The sequence below is a fragment of the Tessaracoccus sp. MC1627 genome, from assembly GCF_014164725.1.
Lineage (GTDB): Bacteria > Actinomycetota > Actinomycetes > Propionibacteriales > Propionibacteriaceae > Arachnia.
In genome coordinates this window covers 446,988-462,687 of record NZ_JACJGA010000004.1, presented here as the reverse complement: position 1 = coordinate 462,687, position 15,700 = coordinate 446,988, and the positions used below count along the sequence as shown (strand labels likewise).

General features: G+C 70.2%; 12 protein-coding genes. 8 read left to right on the top strand and 4 right to left on the bottom strand.

What is annotated here, in order from left to right; all coding sequences use genetic code 11:
• Nucleotides 1-22: 22 nt before the first annotated feature.
• Nucleotides 23-601 carry a hypothetical protein gene (locus H5399_RS10665; RefSeq protein ID WP_182783005.1) on the bottom strand — a complete coding sequence of 193 codons (579 nt, stop codon included), beginning with the start codon at nt 599-601 and terminating at the stop codon, nt 23-25.
• Nucleotides 602-635: 34 nt separating this feature from the next.
• On the opposite strand from H5399_RS10665, the gene H5399_RS10660 reads away from it, so the two are divergent.
• The 5 genes from H5399_RS10660 (at nt 636) to H5399_RS10640 (ending at nt 6,299) form a co-directional block, all read left to right on the top strand.
• Nucleotides 636-962, top strand: a complete 327-nt coding sequence (locus tag H5399_RS10660; RefSeq protein ID WP_370585747.1) for a YlxR family protein — start codon at nt 636-638, stop codon at nt 960-962.
• A gap of 198 nt (nt 963-1,160) precedes the next feature.
• Entirely contained in the window at nt 1,161-4,091 is a 2,931-nt protein-coding gene (gene infB, locus H5399_RS10655) for a translation initiation factor IF-2 (RefSeq protein WP_182783003.1), read from the top strand.
• On the top strand, nt 4,091-4,531 hold the full coding sequence (gene rbfA, locus H5399_RS10650; protein WP_182783002.1) for a 30S ribosome-binding factor RbfA: 441 nt from the start codon (nt 4,091-4,093) through the stop codon (nt 4,529-4,531). The genes infB and rbfA overlap by 1 nt, the downstream gene beginning before the upstream one ends.
• On the top strand, nt 4,528-5,397 hold the full coding sequence (truB, locus tag H5399_RS10645; protein ID WP_182783001.1) for a tRNA pseudouridine(55) synthase TruB: 870 nt from the start codon (nt 4,528-4,530) through the stop codon (nt 5,395-5,397). Before rbfA ends, truB begins: the two co-directional genes overlap by 4 nt.
• Before the next feature lie 14 nt (nt 5,398-5,411).
• Nucleotides 5,412-6,299, top strand: coding sequence for a bifunctional riboflavin kinase/FAD synthetase (locus H5399_RS10640; protein WP_182783000.1), 888 nt, complete (start codon nt 5,412-5,414; stop codon nt 6,297-6,299).
• A gap of 10 nt (nt 6,300-6,309) precedes the next feature.
• Here H5399_RS10640 and H5399_RS10635 read toward each other — a convergent pair whose 3' ends face one another.
• On the bottom strand, nt 6,310-6,789 hold the full coding sequence (locus H5399_RS10635) for a GNAT family N-acetyltransferase (RefSeq protein WP_182782999.1): 480 nt from the start codon (nt 6,787-6,789) through the stop codon (nt 6,310-6,312).
• Between the two features lie 205 nt (nt 6,790-6,994).
• Here H5399_RS10635 and rpsO point away from each other — a divergent pair, with 205 nt between their 5' ends.
• The gene (gene rpsO, locus H5399_RS10630; protein ID WP_182782998.1) at nt 6,995-7,258 is read left to right on the top strand and encodes a 30S ribosomal protein S15; all 264 of its coding nucleotides are present in this window, start codon (nt 6,995-6,997) and stop codon (nt 7,256-7,258) included.
• Nucleotides 7,259-7,326: 68 nt separating this feature from the next.
• On the opposite strand, the gene H5399_RS10625 is transcribed toward rpsO, so the two are convergent.
• Nucleotides 7,327-10,674 carry a bifunctional proline dehydrogenase/L-glutamate gamma-semialdehyde dehydrogenase gene (locus H5399_RS10625; protein WP_182782997.1) on the bottom strand — a complete coding sequence of 1,116 codons (3,348 nt, stop codon included), beginning with the start codon at nt 10,672-10,674 and terminating at the stop codon, nt 7,327-7,329.
• A 211-nt stretch (nt 10,675-10,885) separates the two neighbouring features.
• On the opposite strand from H5399_RS10625, the gene H5399_RS10620 reads away from it, so the two are divergent.
• Both H5399_RS10620 and dapB read left to right on the top strand, forming a co-directional pair.
• The gene (locus H5399_RS10620; RefSeq protein WP_182782996.1) at nt 10,886-13,087 is read left to right on the top strand and encodes a polyribonucleotide nucleotidyltransferase; all 2,202 of its coding nucleotides are present in this window, start codon (nt 10,886-10,888) and stop codon (nt 13,085-13,087) included.
• Nucleotides 13,088-13,223: 136 nt separating this feature from the next.
• Nucleotides 13,224-13,964, top strand: coding sequence for a 4-hydroxy-tetrahydrodipicolinate reductase (dapB, locus tag H5399_RS10615; protein WP_182782995.1), 741 nt, complete (start codon nt 13,224-13,226; stop codon nt 13,962-13,964).
• Between the two features lie 23 nt (nt 13,965-13,987).
• Here dapB and H5399_RS10610 read toward each other — a convergent pair whose 3' ends face one another.
• Nucleotides 13,988-15,661 (bottom strand): BCCT family transporter, encoded by a 1,674-nt coding sequence (locus H5399_RS10610; protein ID WP_220489243.1) that lies wholly within the window; start codon nt 15,659-15,661, stop codon nt 13,988-13,990.
• Between the last annotated feature and the right edge of the window lie 39 nt (nt 15,662-15,700).

Sequence of the window (15,700 nt, the reverse complement as noted above, 5' to 3'; positions counted from 1 at the left end):
CACCGGGTCTTGTCTGTGTCGATCAGCGGCCCCGGTGCCCACCGCCGCGGGTGGAGACGATGCCGGCGTCGATCGCCTTCTGCACTGTGTCCGCTTCGGCCTGGGTCAGCTTCCCGTCCGTGACAGCCTGGTCCAGGATCGCAGTGTCGGCCTCTGCCCGCTCGGCTGTGCGGGTGGCCTGGATCTCGTCGAGGGCGGCCTGCACCCTCGATTCGTCGATGCCGAGTTCGCCCGCGAGCGCGCTCACGTACGCAGCCTGCCGCTCCGTCCGCGCCGCCTCGCGTTCCTCGTCGGTGGCATCCGTTGAGGGTTGGACGAACTCCAGGCCCTCGCGGGCCGCATCCATCGCGACCTCGAGCGCGTCCTCCTCCACGCCGAGCTTCTCGGCGAGGGTGGCCGCGTCGGCACCGGGCATTCCGCGGTCGCCGTGGCGGCCCTTGCCCTCGCGTGATCCGAGGGGGGCCGAGGAGTCCTCGCTGGCCGATGCCGACGCGCTCGGGGTGGGGGTGGTGGTGTCGGCGGTGGCGATCTGTGAGACGCCGAAGCCCAGGCCCGCGGCCATGGCGGCGGCGGAAATGCCGGCGATCAGTTTGTTCTGCATGTGTCCTCCTGATGGTGAGTAGATCTCGGGCCTGATGCCCGATGGATCAACCTTCCCGCCGCCCCCTGTCAGGACGCTGTGCGGTGCCTGGGGTGTTGCTGGCAATGTGGCCGTAGGCTTGGGTCCGATGACTCCCCAACGCACCTGCATCGGCTGTCGAGGCCGTGACGATCAGGACCGGCTCCTTCGGCTCGTCCGACGAGGCGACCTCGCCGTCGACGGCACCCGACCGCGCCTCCCGGGACGCGGAGCCTACGTTCACGCCGGCTGCCTGGAACTGGCGATCCGCCGCCGGGCGGTCCGGAGGGCCTTCGGTGCAGCCGTCGACCTGGACCCGGCTGCGCACTGGCCTGCGGCTTGACACTCTGGCTGGATCAAGCCTCTTCGGGAGGATATGATGTCCAGCGGCCCACGTCTTTGTCGTGGCCGCATCGTTCCACGCCCGACAGGGCGACAACCAGAAGGTGGGCTCACGCTCATGACCACTCGATGAGAACCCAACGATGATTCAGCACAACTAAAGGTTCGCCCCTTGGAGGTCGGGCCGCAAAGGAGAGTAGTGGCAAAGCCTCGCGTCCACGAGATCGCCAAGGAAATCGGTAAGACAAGCAAAGACCTTCTGGCCTGGCTGGGAGAGAACGGCGAGTACGTTCGCGGACCGTCCTCCACGCTGGAGGCACCAGTCGTGCGCCGCATCCGGGAAGCGCTGGGTAGCGCGCCCGCCCCCGCCGACCCGACGACCGCTCCGAAGCCCGCCCCGGCTCCGGCCGCGCGCCCGAAGCCCGCCCCGGCTGCGTCGGACGCCACGCCCGCCGCCGCCACCCCGTCAGCTCCCGTGGCCCCGGCAGCCCCCGCGCCCGCCCCGTCCACGGATGCCCCGCGCCCCGCGGCACCAAGGCCCACCCCGGCACCGGCACCCATCCCGCCGGCGCCCACCCCAGCACCCGCGCCGGCCCCTGGCCCTCGGCCGACGACGCCCCCCGCGGCGCCCGTGACTCCGGCGCCCCAGGCGGCCCGCCCGGCTACGCCGGCCCCGCAGCGGCCTGCCGCCCCCGGACAGCGTCCCGGACCCGGCTCGTCAGCCCCCCGCCCAGGCGTCCCTGGTCCCAGGCCCGGAGCCCCCACACCAGGGGCCGGTTCCCGCAAGCCGGGCGCCCCTCGGCCCGGTAACAACCCGTTCGCTCCCGCCCAGGGGATGGGCACGCAGCAGCGTCGTCGCCCCGACGCGCCCGGCGCCCGCCCAGGCGCTCCAGGTGCCCGCCCAGGCGCACCTGCCGGTGCCGGTGACCGGATGCCGCGTCCCGGCGGCACCGGAGGGGTGCCGGGCATGCCCCGCCCCAACCCGGCGATGATGCCCAAGACATCCAACACCCAGCTCGGCGCCCCCGCCGCCCGTGGCGGTCGGCCCGCTGGGCCTGGCGGCCCCGGCCGTGGTCGCCCCGGTGGTGGCCGTCCGGGTGGGCCCGGCGGCGCCGGTGGAGCCGGCGGTCCCGGCATGGGCGGCGGCATGGGTGCCCCGGCTGGAGGCGGTGGCGGTCGCGGTGGCGGTCGCGGCCGTACCGGCGGTACGCAGGGAGCCTTCGGTCGCGGTGGCGCGGCCGGTCGCCGTGGACGCAAGTCGAAGAAGCAGCGTAGGCAAGAGTTCGACCAGATGGAGGCGCCGGCGATCGGCGGCGTGCGTCTGCGCAAGGGCGACGGAGCCACCGTGCGCCTGCGCCGCGGCGCATCCCTGACGGACCTCGCCGAGAAGATCGGCGTCGAGCCCGCGTCGCTGGTGCAGGTGCTGTTCCACCTCGGTGAGATGGTCACGGCCACCCAGTCCGTGGCAGACGACACCCTCGAGGTGTTGGGTGCCGAGCTCGATTACCGAATCGAGGTCGTCTCGCCCGAGGACGAGGATCGCGAGCTGTTGGAGAGCTTCGATCTGGAGTTCGGCGAGAACATCGGCGACGAGGACGACCTTGAAGCCCGTCCCCCCGTCGTCACGGTGATGGGTCACGTGGACCACGGCAAGACCAAGCTGCTGGACGCCCTGCGTGACACCAACATCGTGGCCAAGGAGGCCGGCGGCATCACGCAGGCCATCGGCGCCTACCAGGTGGTCACCGAGGTGGACGGCAACGTCCGTCCCATCACGTTCATCGACACCCCGGGCCACGAGGCGTTCACCGCCATGCGTGCCCGCGGCGCGAAGTCCACCGACATCGCCGTGCTGGTGGTGGCGGCGGATGACGGCGTGATGCCCCAGACCATCGAGGCGCTCAACCACGCTTTGGCGGCGAACGTGCCGATCGTGGTGGCGGTCAACAAGGTCGACAAGGAGGCGGCGGATCCCACGCGGGTTCGCGGGCAGCTCTCCGAGTACGGCCTCGTGCCGGAGGAGTACGGCGGCGACACCCAGTTCGTTGACGTCTCCGCCATCACGCACCAGGGTCTGGACGAACTCCTCGAGGCCATCGTCCTGACCGCGGATGCCGCTCTGGACCTGCGTGCCAACCCGGACATGCCCGCCCAGGGTGTGGCCATCGAGGCGCACCTGGACAAGGGCCGTGGTCCCGTGGCGACGGTGCTGGTGCACCGTGGCACGCTGCGGATCGGCGACTCGATCGTGGCCGGTTCGGCTCACGGGCGTGTCCGCGCCCTGATCAACGATCAGGGCGAGATCATGGACTCCGCCCCGCCGTCGATGCCCGTTCAGGTACTCGGACTCACGTCCGTGCCCGGGGCCGGTGACAACGTCCTGGTCGTCGAGGACGATCGCATGGCGCGTCAGATCGCCGACAAGCGGGAGGCCCGCATGCGCGCCGCCCAGCAGGCCAAGACGAGCCGTCGCAAGACCCTCGACCAGCTGTTCGAGCAGCTGGAGAAGGGCGAGGCGCAGGAGCTGCTGCTCATCCTCAAGGGCGACGGCGCGGGCTCGGTCGAGGCGCTCGAGGATGCACTGTCCAAGATCGAGGTCAACGACGAGGTGTCGCTGCGTGTCATCGACCGCGGTGTCGGTGCCATCACCGAGACCAACGTTTCGCTGGCTGCGGCCTCGAAGGCTGTCATCATCGGCTTCAACGTGCGGCCCACGCCGCACGCGGCGCAGATGGCGGACCGCGAGAACGTGGACATGCGGTTCTACTCGGTCATCTACTCGGCCATCGACGAGATCGAGGCGGCGCTCAAGGGCATGCTCAAGCCGATCTTCGCCGAGGAAGTGCGTGGCCAGGCGGAGATCCGCGAGATCTTCCGCTCGTCCAAGTTCGGCAACATCGCAGGCTGCATGGTCACCGACGGCACCCTCCGTCGCAACGCCAGTGCACGCCTGCTGCGCGACGGGGTGGTGGTGGCCACCAGCACCATCGCTTCGCTGCGGCGCGAGAAGGACGATGCCACTGAGGTCCGCGAGGGCTTCGAGTGCGGTGTCACGCTCAACAACTACAACGACATCCGGATCGGAGACGTCATCGAGACGTTCGAGATGGTGGAGAAGGAGCGCTCCTGATGCCAGGTCCAAGAAACGCCAAGCTGGCGGACCAGATCAAGGTCATCCTCGCCACCACCATCGAGCGACGCGTCAAGGATCCCCGTCTGGGCTTCGTGACCCTCACGGAGGTGAGGCTGACCGGGGACAACCGCGACGCCACGGCCTTCTACACGGTGCTGGGTGACGACGAGGCGCGTGCCGCATCCGCGGCGGCGCTCGAGTCGGCCACCGGCATGCTCCGCTCCACCGTTGGGCAGCACCTGGGAATGAAGTTCACGCCCACGCTGTCCTTCGTGCTCGACGCCACCCCCGAGGTGGCGCGGCACATGGAGGACCTGTTGGCGGAGGTGCAGGCCAAGGATGCCGCGGCGGCTCAGGCCGCCGCCGGCAAGACCTTCGCCGGCGAGTCGGATCCGTACCGGAAGCCGCGCGAGTCCGAGGAGGACGACGAGCAGTGACCCGGACCTCGGGGGTGGTGATCGTCGACAAGGAGTCGGGGGTCACCTCCCACCAGGTGGTGGGTCGGCTGCGCAGGCTCCTGGGCACGCGGAAGATCGGGCACGCAGGCACCCTGGATCCCATGGCCACGGGCGTGCTGATCCTCGGCGTCAACCGGGCCACCCGGCTGCTCGGGCACCTGGCCCTGCACGACAAGCGCTACCTGGCCACCGTGCGGTTGGGGGAGTCCTCGGCCACCGACGACGCCGAGGGCGAGGTGGTGTTCGTGGCGGACGCCTCGGCCGTCACGGAGTGGGAGCTGGAAGGGGCGCTGATCCCCTTACGGGGGGACATTCTGCAGGTGCCCAGCAGCTATTCGGCCATCAAAGTCGACGGGAAGCGTTCCTACGCTCTGGCGCGGGCAGGGGAGGCCGTCGAGCTGAAGGCGCGCCCTGTGACGGTGGCCCGGCTCGACGTGCTGGCCGTACGCGTCGACGGGGCACGCCTCGACGTGGACCTGGATATCGAATGCTCCTCGGGCACCTACATCCGGGCGATCGCCCGCGACCTCGGGGCCTCCCTCGGGGTGGGTGGTCACCTCACAGCTCTGAGGCGCACCCGTATCGGGCACTACGCGCTGGAGAACGCAGTCGTCCTCTCCGACGAGCCGCCGGAGCTGATGTCGATGGCGGACGCGGCGCGCCTCAGCTTCCCCGTCGTGGACCTCACCGACGACGAGGCGCGCGACGTCGGCTACGGTCGCCCCCTGGCCCGCCCCGTCCCGGGCTCACCCACCGGGATGCTCTCACCCTCCGGGGAACTCCTCGCCCTGTATGAACCGGCCGACGGCGGTGCGAGACCGCTTGCGGTGCTGGTCGGAGCATGACAGATTGAGCAACTGTGACTGAAACGGTCGTCGTCATCGGCAACTTCGACGGGGTACATGTCGGCCATCGCCGCGTGCTGGCCGAGGCGACGCGCGACGTCGATCACCCGCTGGTCGTGCTGACCTTCTGGCCACACCCGGTGACGGTGCTGCGCCCCGCCGCGGCCCCGAAGCTGTTGAGCGATCTCCGGACCCGCATAGAACTGCTCAAGGGTGCCGGGGCTCACGAGGTGCGCGTGATCCGGTTCACCCCGGAGGTGGCGGCGATGTCCCCGGCCGAGTTCGTGGACCGGTTCCTCATCCCTCTTCACCCGGTGCGCGTGGTTGTGGGGGAGAACTTCCGCTTCGGTCATCGCGCCGCGGGCGACGTGCGGACGCTCGCCGAGCTCGGCGCGGGACGGTTCGAGGTGATCCCGCTCCAGCTCGAGGTGATCAACCATGAGGTCACCTGCTCCACCGCCATCCGGGAGCTGTTGGCAGCCGGGGACGTGGCGGGCGCGGCCCAACACCTCACCAGGCCCTTCCGATTCCGCGGGGTGGTGGTCGTGGGTGACCAGCGCGGCAGGGACCTCGGCTTCCCGACGGCGAACCTCACCGTGTCCATCGAGATGGCCGTGCCCGCAGACGGCGTCTACGCCGGGTGGCTGACCAACCTCGACGAACGGGGCAGCGAGCCCATGCCGGCGGCCATCTCGGTGGGCACCAATCCCACGTTCGACGGTGCGGATCGCAGGGTGGAGAGCTACGTCCTGGACCGCACGGACCTCGAGCTGTACGGGGTGGAGGTGGCCGTGGACTTCGTCGAGCGGCTCCGCGGACAGGTGCGTTTCACCGGCATCGACGCCTTGGTCGAGCAGATGGGAGCCGACGTGGAGGCAGCCAGGCGGCGGCTCCTCGGCTGAGCCCCACCGGTCAGCGGGCGGTCAGCGACTTTTTGTAGATGGCGTAGTGCTGGCTGGGCTCAGCGTCGGGATCCACCTGCTGCACCTCGGGCTCGTCGACAAACAGGTGCTCGCCTGTGGGGTGATATTCGAGCGAGATGTACAGCGGCACGGCCTTCTCATTGTTGGGATCCACCGCGAGGTACACCGCTGCAAAGCCGCGGGCGCGAGCCTCCGACTCGAGAAACTGGCTCAATGCCCGGCCGGCGCCCTTGCGACGGGCCTCCGGGTAGACGAACATGTTGCGCAGCTCGGGAGTCATCGAGTCCGCGTCGAGGTCCAGCACCGCCGTGCCCAGAGGCTCGTCGCCGTCGAAGGCGACCGCGAAGATCAGTGCGCCGCGCTGCTGCGCCTCGAAGTGCTCGTCAACCAGACCGAGCTCCGGCCGCGACTGACGTGAGCGCAGGGCCTCAAGATCTGCTGATGTCGCAGGACGGACGGCGACGGCCATAGGGGCTCCTTGTTCACTCTGCAGGGGACTGGTCCCACCCTACCCCTTTCACGGAGTCCGACCCCCGGACAGTGAGCGGTTTGGGGGAGCTGCACTGGCGGTGATAGGGTTCCCAGGTTGCCGTTCGATCGGCCACGGACCCGTCAGAGCCCCGACAGCACCCGCAACGGGGGCGCCGTGCAGCGAACCGGAAGGACCCATATTTATGGACGCTGTGGACAAGAAGAAGATCATCGACGACTACGCCATCGCACCCGGGGACACCGGCTCGCCTGACGTGCAGATCGCGCTGCTGACCAAGCGGATCTCCCACCTCACTGAGCACCTCAAGGCTCACAAGGGAGACCACCACAGCCGCCGAGGCCTGCTGCTCATGGTCGGCCAGCGCCGCCGGCTGCTCAACTACGTCGCCAAGAACGATATTGAGCACTACCGCGCGCTGATCGCACGCCTCGGCCTGCGCCGCTGATCGCGGACCACTAATCACGGTTCAGGGCACCCCATCTCGGGGTGCCCTGAACCGTTTCCTCTCCCCTCCTACAGGTCGAGCTGGATCCGGGAGGCGTGCCCGAAGCGGTGCGCGGTGAGCGACACGGATTGTTCCCGCACGTAGGGCAGGCAGGCGAGGCGACCCGGCAGCGGGCCGCCGGGGTACACGGTGGCGTCGATCGAGCCGCCGAGGTCCGCGAGCAGATCGCGCCGCCCGAGGTGCCTGATCCGCCCTGTGGCTGCGGCGTCGAAGCGCGCGTCGTCCTCGACCCTCACCTCGAGACCGGCCTCGTCCAGCGCCGCCGCGACACCCCCGCTGAGCGGCCGGCGCACAGAGAAACCCGCCCGTGCGCCCACCGCCAGCGCGGCTGAGGCCTCGCGGAAAACGGCCCACTCCTCGCACTCCTCGACGCGGACGGTCACTGTCGCCGGCCGGTAGCGCAGGACGTTGCGCTCTGCGGACAGGGCGGTGGGGTCGTGCGAGGCGAGGAACACCGCCCGCGCCGCCTCCTCGTCACCCGCCGCGGCGGCGCCGAGCCGAAGCGCGTCGGCCTCGCCGAGGGCGGCCCGCGAGGCGCGGACCAACCGCGCCAGCATCGGTGAGGTGGGGACGGCGCCCGTGCCCGGCCACTCCTCATCGGCCTCCCAGCGGCCCAGGCTCTGCACGTAGTGCGGCCCGCCGGCCTTGGCGCCGGGGCCCACGGCTGAGCGCTTCCAGCCGCCGAACGGCTGCCGGCGGACGATGGCGCCGGTGATGGTGCGGTTGACGTAGCAGTTGCCCGCCTCGATGCCGTCCAGCCAGGTGTTGATCTCCCGCTCGTCCAACGAGTGGAGCCCCGCAGTGAGGCCGTAGGGGGTGCCGTTCTGCCACCGGAGAGCCTCCGTGAGTGAGGCGGCCTCCATCAGGCCGAGCACCGGGCCGAAGTACTCCACCTGATGGAACTCGCCGCCTGGGCGGACCCCGGCGCGGACGCCGGGGCTCCACAGCCGGTCGTCGTGGCGGCGGGGCCGGATCAACCAGCGCTGGCCCGGCTCGAGTCCGGTGAGGCCGCGCAGCAGCTTGTCCCTGGGTGGCTCGGTGAGGGGCCCCATCTGGGCCGCCGGGTCGATCGGCCAGGCCACCCTCAGCGACCCCACAGCGTCGAGCAGTTGGTCGAGGAACCGCCGCGACCGCGCCACGGACCCCACCAGGATCCCCAGGGATGCCGCCGAGCACTTCTGGCCGGCATGCCCGAACGCCGAGATCACCAGGTCCGCGACCGCCAGGTCGAGGTCGGCCGACGCCGTCACGACGATCGCGTTCTTGCCCGAGGTCTCGGCGAGCAGGGGCATCGACGGACGCCAGGACCGGAACAGTGACGCGGTCTCCGCGGCCCCGGTGAGGATCACGAGCTCCACCCGGGGATCCGACAGGAGGGACTCACCCAGGGGGCCGTCGTCGACCACCACCAGCTGCACCAGCCCCGGCGGCAGCCCCGAGCGGTCGCAGGCCTCGGCGAGCAGCGCTGCGGTCCTCCGGGCCGGGGGTGCGGGTTTGAGGACGACGGCCGACCCAGCGGCGAGGGCGGCCGCCACACCCCCCAGGGGGATGGCGATGGGGAAGTTCCACGGCGGCGCGACGGCGGTCAGCCCAGGCGGGACGTGGTGGGCGCCCTCGATGCGGTCGATGGCCCGCTCGGCGTAGTAGTGGGCGAAATCAACCGCCTCCGAGACCTCCACGTCGGCCTGGTCGATCAGCTTGCCCACCTCGTCGGCCGCCACCGCCACGAGCGCCGTCCGGCCCGCCTCAAGCTCACCCGCCAGCCGGCGCAGGGCGGCGGCCCGCTCAACCGGTGGGACGGCGGCCCATACCGCTCCGGCGTCCCTGCCGCGGCGGAGCGTCTCGTCGATGCCTGCGGACGAGGTCACGGTGGCGTGGCTCACCCTCGCAGCGCCCAACCCCGGGCTGGGGAGGAGGCCGTGGACGCCGGCGGCCCACGCCTGGTTGGCCCGCAGCGCCGGTTCGGTGTCCTGCGCGTTGACGAAGCCGTGGCCGCCGGTGGGTCGGGCCTGGGTGGCCCACTGCTGAGGCACGGGGGAGTCGACGAGGGTGAGGGCATCGCGGAACCGCGCCTCCTCCATGTCCAGGAAGCCGGCATCGCGGCCGAGGTGGGCGGCGCCCGACATGAAATTCTCCGGGGCGGCGTTCTCCTCGAGGCGCCGCACAAGGTAGGAGATGGCCGAGTCGAACTCGGCGCGCGGCACCACCGGGACGTAGAGCCGCAGGCGTCCGACCTCGCGGAGGATCACGCGCTGGAGCGGCGCCCCCATGCCGGAGAGCATCTCGACGTCGACCTGGCCGGTCACGCCCCTCGCCTTCGCGAGCTCCCACGCGGCGGCCACCGTGTACACATTGTGGCTGGCCACCCCCACCAGGAGCCGTGCGGCCCGCTCCGGGGTCAGGCAGAATTCCAGCGCGCGCAGGAAGCTGGCGTCGGTGGCCGCCTTGCCATCCAGGACCGGGTTCTCCCAGCCCCGAAGCTCGGCCTGCACCCGCTCCATCGCAAGGTTGGCGCCCTTGACGAGCCGGACCTTCAGCGGCGCGCCACCAGCCGCGACCCGTCGCTCGGCCAGCTCGTCGATTCGGCGAAGCACCAGGCCGGACTCCTTGAGGTAGGTCTGTACCGCCAGACCCGCCCGCAGCCCGAGCAGCTCCGGGTCGAGGACGAGCTCGGCGAACACGTCCAGGGTGAGGTGCAGGTCCCGGTACTCCTCCATGTCGAGGTTGACGAACTTGCCTGCGCGGGCGGCCAGGAGCATCAGGGGCCGGAGTCTCGTGACGGCCTCCTCCACGGTCTGGGCGTGCGCCCAGGGGGAGTGCGGTCCCAGGACGGCTGAGACCTTGATGGAGACGTAGTCCACGTCGTCGCGCGCCAGCAGGCGCATCGTCTCGCGGAGCCTCCCGGCGGCGTGGGCGTCCCCGAGGACGGCCTCGCCGAGGAGGTTGACGTTGAGGTCTGCGCCGCGCCGCCGGGCGTGCCGCAGCGATGGGCCCAGCCGCCGCCCCACGTCGATGACCAGGTCGCCCACCAGCGCGGCGAAGGCCGCGCGGACCAGAGGGAGGGCGGGCCTGGGTGCGATGCGGACCGCCCGGAGGCCCCACCGCAGCGGAAGGGGCAGGAACGGGGCCGGGCGTCGCGCCAGCGCCCCCAGCGCCGCGCCGGCCACCGTAGGATCCTCGGGGCGGAGCACCCCGTCGACGAAATCCAGGGTGAACGCCAGGCCGCGCGGGTGGGCGAGGACCCTCGCCAGCAGCCGCGCCGCGGGGGGCTCGGAGCGGCCGGCGGTCTCGGCAGCCCATCGTCGTGCGGTGGCCACCGCGGCCTCCACGGACTGCGGGGTGGTGACACTGAGCATTCAACCATCGTGGCCCAAGCGGCTAGACTGCACCGGACAACTGAATATGTTTCATACCACCCCGCCGCCCAGCGCACGTGTCCGTCTGGTCCTCGGTAGTGGCTTTCGGGCGCCCAGAGAGCGCGCACCCGCGGGCCTCGATCGAAGACCGGCAGGCGTGGCGAGCATCGCCGTGCGCGGGTGGCGACACCCAATCGAAAGGAGCCTGTCCATGGAAGGACCAGGCATCGAATTCGCTGAAGCCGTGATCGACAACGGCAAGTTCGGCAAGCACACTGTACGTTTCGAGGCCGGCGTGCTGGCCCAGCAGGCCGATGGCTCGGCCGCCGTCTACCTGGACGGCGACACCATGTTGCTGTCGGCCACCACCGCGCAGAAGACCCCGCGCGACGCTCTCGACTTCTTCCCCCTCACCGTCGACGTCGAGGAGCGCATGTACGCCGCGGGCAAGATCCCCGGCTCGTTCTTCCGTCGCGAAGGCCGCCCGGGCGAGGGCGCCATCCTCGCCTGCCGCCTCATCGACCGCCCGCTGCGCCCCGCGTTCGTCAAGGGCCTGCGCAACGAGGTCCAGGTGGTTGTCACCGTCCTGTCGCTCAACCCCAACGTCATGTACGACGTCGTCGCCATCAACGCTGCGTCGATGTCCACCCAGATCGCCGGGCTGCCGTTCTCCGGCCCCATCGGCGGCGTTCGGGTGGCCCTCATCGACGACCAGTGGGTGGCATTCCCCTCCGTCGAGCAGGTGTCCAAGTCCGTCTTCCAGATGGTGGTGGCCGGCCGCGTGCTGGCCGACGGCGACGTCGCCATCATGATGGTTGAAGCCGGCGGCACCGAGGCCACATGGGAGCTCGTCCGCTCCGGCAAGACCGCCCCCACCGAAGAGGTCGTGGGCCTGGGTCTCGAGGCGGCCAAGCCCTTCATCAAGGCGCTGTGCGACGCCCAGTCCGAACTGGCCGCGAAGCTGCCCAAGGAGACCTACGACTTCCCGGTCTTCCGTGACTACCAGGACGACGTGTTCGAGGCCGTCTCCGAGCTGGCCAGCGCCCGCGTGGCCGAGGCCATGCAGATCGCCGGCAAGCAGGAGCGTGACGAGGCCACCCACGCCATCCGTCAGGACGTCACCGAGCAGCTCGCCCAGCGCTTCGAGGGTCGCCTCAGTGAGGTGTCCGCCTCACTCAAGGCGCTGACGAAGAAGCTCGTGCGCCACCGCACCCTCACCGACGCGGTCCGCATCGACGGTCGCGGCCCGGCCGAGATCCGCGAGCTGGCGGCGGAGGTCGCGGTCATCCCGCGCGTCCACGGTTCGGCTCTCTTCCAGCGCGGCGAGACCCAGATCATGGGCGTCTCCACCCTGAACATGCTGGACATGGAGCAGAAGATCGACACGCTCTCCCCGGAGCGCACCAAGCGCTACATGCACAACTACAACTTCCCGCCCTTCTCGACGGGCGAGACCGGCCGCGTCGGCTCCCCGAAGCGCCGCGAGGTCGGCCATGGCGCGCTGGCCGAGCGGGCACTCATCCCCGTGCTGCCCACGCGCTCGGAGTTCCCCTACGCCATCCGTCAGGTCTCGGAGGCGCTGGGCTCCAACGGCTCCACGTCGATGGGCTCGGTGTGCGCCTCGACGCTGTCGCTGCTCAACGCGGGCGTCCCGCTGAAGTCCGCTGTCGCGGGCATCGCCATGGGCCTCATGTCCGAGGAGGTCGACGGCGAGACGAAGTACATCGCGCTGACCGACATCCTGGGTGCCGAGGACGCGCTCGGCGACATGGACTTCAAGGTGGCCGGCACGAGGGACTTCCTCACCGCGCTGCAGCTGGACACCAAGCTCAACGGCATCCCCGCCCTCGAGCTTCAGAAGGCGCTGCTGCAGGCCCGTGACGCCCGGCACACGCTGCTGGACGTCATGAACGAGGCCATCGACGTGCCGGATGAGATGAGCCCCTTCGCTCCCCGCATCATCACGGTGCGCATCCCGGTGGACAAGATCGGCGAGATCATCGGCCCCAAGGGCAAGATGATCAACCAGATCCAGGACGACACCGGCGCGAACATCTCGATCGAGGACGACGGCACCGTCTACGTCGGCGCCGAGACCGGCGAGGCAGCGGATGCCGCTGTCGCCGCCATCAACGCCATCGCCAACCCGCACCTGCCGGAGCGCGGCGAGCGCTACCTGGGCACCGTCGTCAAGCTCACGACCTTCGGCGCCTTCGTGTCGCTGCTGCCTGGCAAGGACGGACTCCTTCACATCTCGAAGCTGCGCCCCCTGGCCGGCGGCGCCCGCGTCGAGAACGTCGAGGACATCCTGTCTGTGGGCCAGAAGCTCCAGGTGGAGATCTCCGACATCGACGATCGCGGCAAGCTGTCGCTGATCCCGGTGGTGGAGGAGAAGGCCGAGTCGAACGACTGACCTCGGTCACACAGGCACACACCGCAGGGGCGGGTCCGGATGAACCGGGCCCGCCCCTGCGGCGTTCCCCGAAGGGTGGCGCCACCCTGCCGTCGATGCTTGGATGGAGATGGAAGAGAACCAGAAGGGATCACCTATGACAGAGATTCGCGTGGGCGTGTTCGGAGTCAGCGGCAAGATGGGCAGCGAGGTGGTCCGGGCCGTCACCCGCGCCGAGGGCATGACCCCCGTGGGTGGCGCGGACCTGGGGGAGCCCCGGGAACTGGTCAACCGGGCCCAGGTGGTGGTGGACTTCACACACCCTGACGCGGTGATGGACAACATCGAGTGGTGCCTCCGGCGCGGGCTGCACATGGTGATCGGCACCACCGGCTTCAACGATGAGCGCCTCGCGAGAGTGCGGGAGCTCTGCGCCGCGCACCCCGAGGTGGGGGTGCTGATCGCCTCCAACTTCTCCATCGGGGCGGTGCTCATGATGAAGTTCGCCGCACTGGCAGCGCCCTTCTACCCGTCGGCGGAGATCATCGAACTGCACCACCCCAACAAGGCCGACGCCCCCTCCGGCACGTCGGCCACGACGGCGCGTCGGATCGCGACGGCCCGCGCGGAGGCGGAGTTGGGCCCGGTCCCGGACGCCACCGTCCATGACGACGGCGCCCGGGGTGCCGTGGTGGACGGCATCCACATCCACGGCATCCGGTTGCAGGGACTGGTGGCACACCAGGAGGTCCTCTTCGGCGACACGGGAGAGACGCTGACCGTCCGCCATGACTCCTTCGAGCGAGTCTCGTTCATGCCCGGCGTGGTGGCAGGCATCCGCCATGTTGTGGACCACCCCGGCCTGACGCTCGAGATGGAGTCAGTGCTGGGACTCTGACGAGCCCCAGCCCTCACCTCACCTCACTGGGGCGGGTCCGCGGCGAGCTTGGCGGCCTCCTCAGCCAGCTCGCGGCGCAGAAGTGTCTCCTCGGCCCGTTCCCACACCGCGACGTCGTGCCGGAGCGCCTTGACCACGGAGAAGCACATGCCGATCATCACCAGCGAGAACGGTGCCGCCGCCACGATCGTCAGGGCCTGGAGAGCGGAGATCCCCGAGGTGTCTCCGCCCAATGCGGCAGAGCTGGCCCAGATGAGCACCGCAGCGATCGAGCCCTCCAGCACGGACCAGAAGACCCGGGACCACACAGGCGGATTCGGGTTGCCGTTGTGGGTCAACATGTCCACCACGAACGAACCCGAGTCCGAGCTGGTGACGAAGAACACCAGCACGAGAACGATCGCCACCCCTGACAGGAGTGAGCCGCCGGGCAGCTGGCCCAGCATGTCGAACAGGGCGGTGTTGGTGCTCACCGAACCGTCGACGATGTGGTCTGCCCCGCCGAAGATCTGCTGGTAGAGGGCGGTGCCGCCCATGACCGAGAACCACAGCATGGTGACGGCGGTGGGAACCAGCAGGACGCCGGAGACGAACTCCCGCACGGTGCGGCCGCGGGAGATGCGGGCGATGAACACACCCACGAACGGGGACCAGGCGATCCACCATCCCCAGTAGTAGGTGGTCCAGGCGCCGAGCCAGGACTCGCCCCGATCACCGTAGAACGCGAAGGTCTGGAAGGACATCGACACGAAGTTCTGGATGTAGCCGCCGAATCCGGAGACCAGTTCGCGCAGCACGAACAGGGTGGGTCCGAGGATCAGCACGGCCACCATGAGGAGCGCGGCCAGCCACAGGTTGGCGCGCGACAGGAAGGCGATGCCGCGATCCAGCCCGGAGACCACCGACAGGGTCGCGAGCACGGTGATGCCGGCGATGATCAGCAGCTTGACGGTGGTGCTGCCGTCGACTAGACCGAGGTGCTCCAGGCCGGCCGCGATCTGGTTGACGCCGAGACCCAATGAGGTGGCGACGCCGAACAGGGTGCCCACGACAGCCGCGATGTCGATCGCGTCACCGATGGGCCCGTTGGTCCGCTTGCCGAGGATCGGCTCGAGGGCCCACCGGATGGAGACGGGGCGCCCCTTGCGGTGGACGGCGTAGGCCACAGCCAGTCCGACGACCACGTACACGGCCCAGGCGTGCACGCCCCAGTGCAGGAAGGTCTGCGCCATGGCCCGGCGACCCTGCGCCTCGATACCCGACTCCCCGAATCCGGGCGGCGGCGCCGCGAGGTGCCACAGGGGCTCCGCGACGCCCCAGAACACGAGCCCGATGCCCATCCCGGCGGCGAACAGCATCGCGAACCATGTCCGCCACGGATACTGCGGGGCCTCGTCGGAGGGGCCCAGCCGGATGGTGCCGAGCTTGCTGAAGGCGACGACGAGAGCGAAGATGACGAAGCCCGAGACGAGGGCCACGTAGTACCAGCCGATCGAGTTGACCACGACGGTGTTGATGGCCGAGACGACGTCATTGAACGCCTGCGGTGCGATGAGGGCCACTGTCAGGGCGGCGAGGATGATGAGCGCCGACGAGCCGAAGACCCAACGGTTGAGGCCCCCACCCTCCGTCGGCGGTTCGCACGCATCAGTGGCCATGTCGCGCTCGACGGCGCGCGGGGTCAGGGGTGTGGGCACTGCGGGCTCCCTCGGTCAGGTTCAGGTTCAGTAGGCTCA

Bases quoted from the DNA above. Each gene is read 5' to 3' on its own strand.
- dapB (WP_182782995.1), top strand. From the start codon at position 13,224: ATGACAGAGATTCGCGTGGGCGTGTTCGGAGTCAGCGGCAAGATGGGC.
- H5399_RS10665 (WP_182783005.1), bottom strand. From the start codon at position 601: ATGCAGAACAAACTGATCGCCGGCATTTCCGCCGCCGCCATGGCCGCG.
- H5399_RS10635 (WP_182782999.1), bottom strand. From the start codon at position 6,789: ATGGCCGTCGCCGTCCGTCCTGCGACATCAGCAGATCTTGAGGCCCTG.
- H5399_RS10660 (WP_370585747.1), top strand. From the start codon at position 636: ATGCCCGATGGATCAACCTTCCCGCCGCCCCCTGTCAGGACGCTGTGC.
- H5399_RS10625 (WP_182782997.1), bottom strand. From the start codon at position 10,674: ATGCTCAGTGTCACCACCCCGCAGTCCGTGGAGGCCGCGGTGGCCACC.
- rpsO (WP_182782998.1), top strand. From the start codon at position 6,995: ATGGACGCTGTGGACAAGAAGAAGATCATCGACGACTACGCCATCGCA.
- H5399_RS10620 (WP_182782996.1), top strand. From the start codon at position 10,886: ATGGAAGGACCAGGCATCGAATTCGCTGAAGCCGTGATCGACAACGGC.
- rbfA (WP_182783002.1), top strand. From the start codon at position 4,091: ATGCCAGGTCCAAGAAACGCCAAGCTGGCGGACCAGATCAAGGTCATC.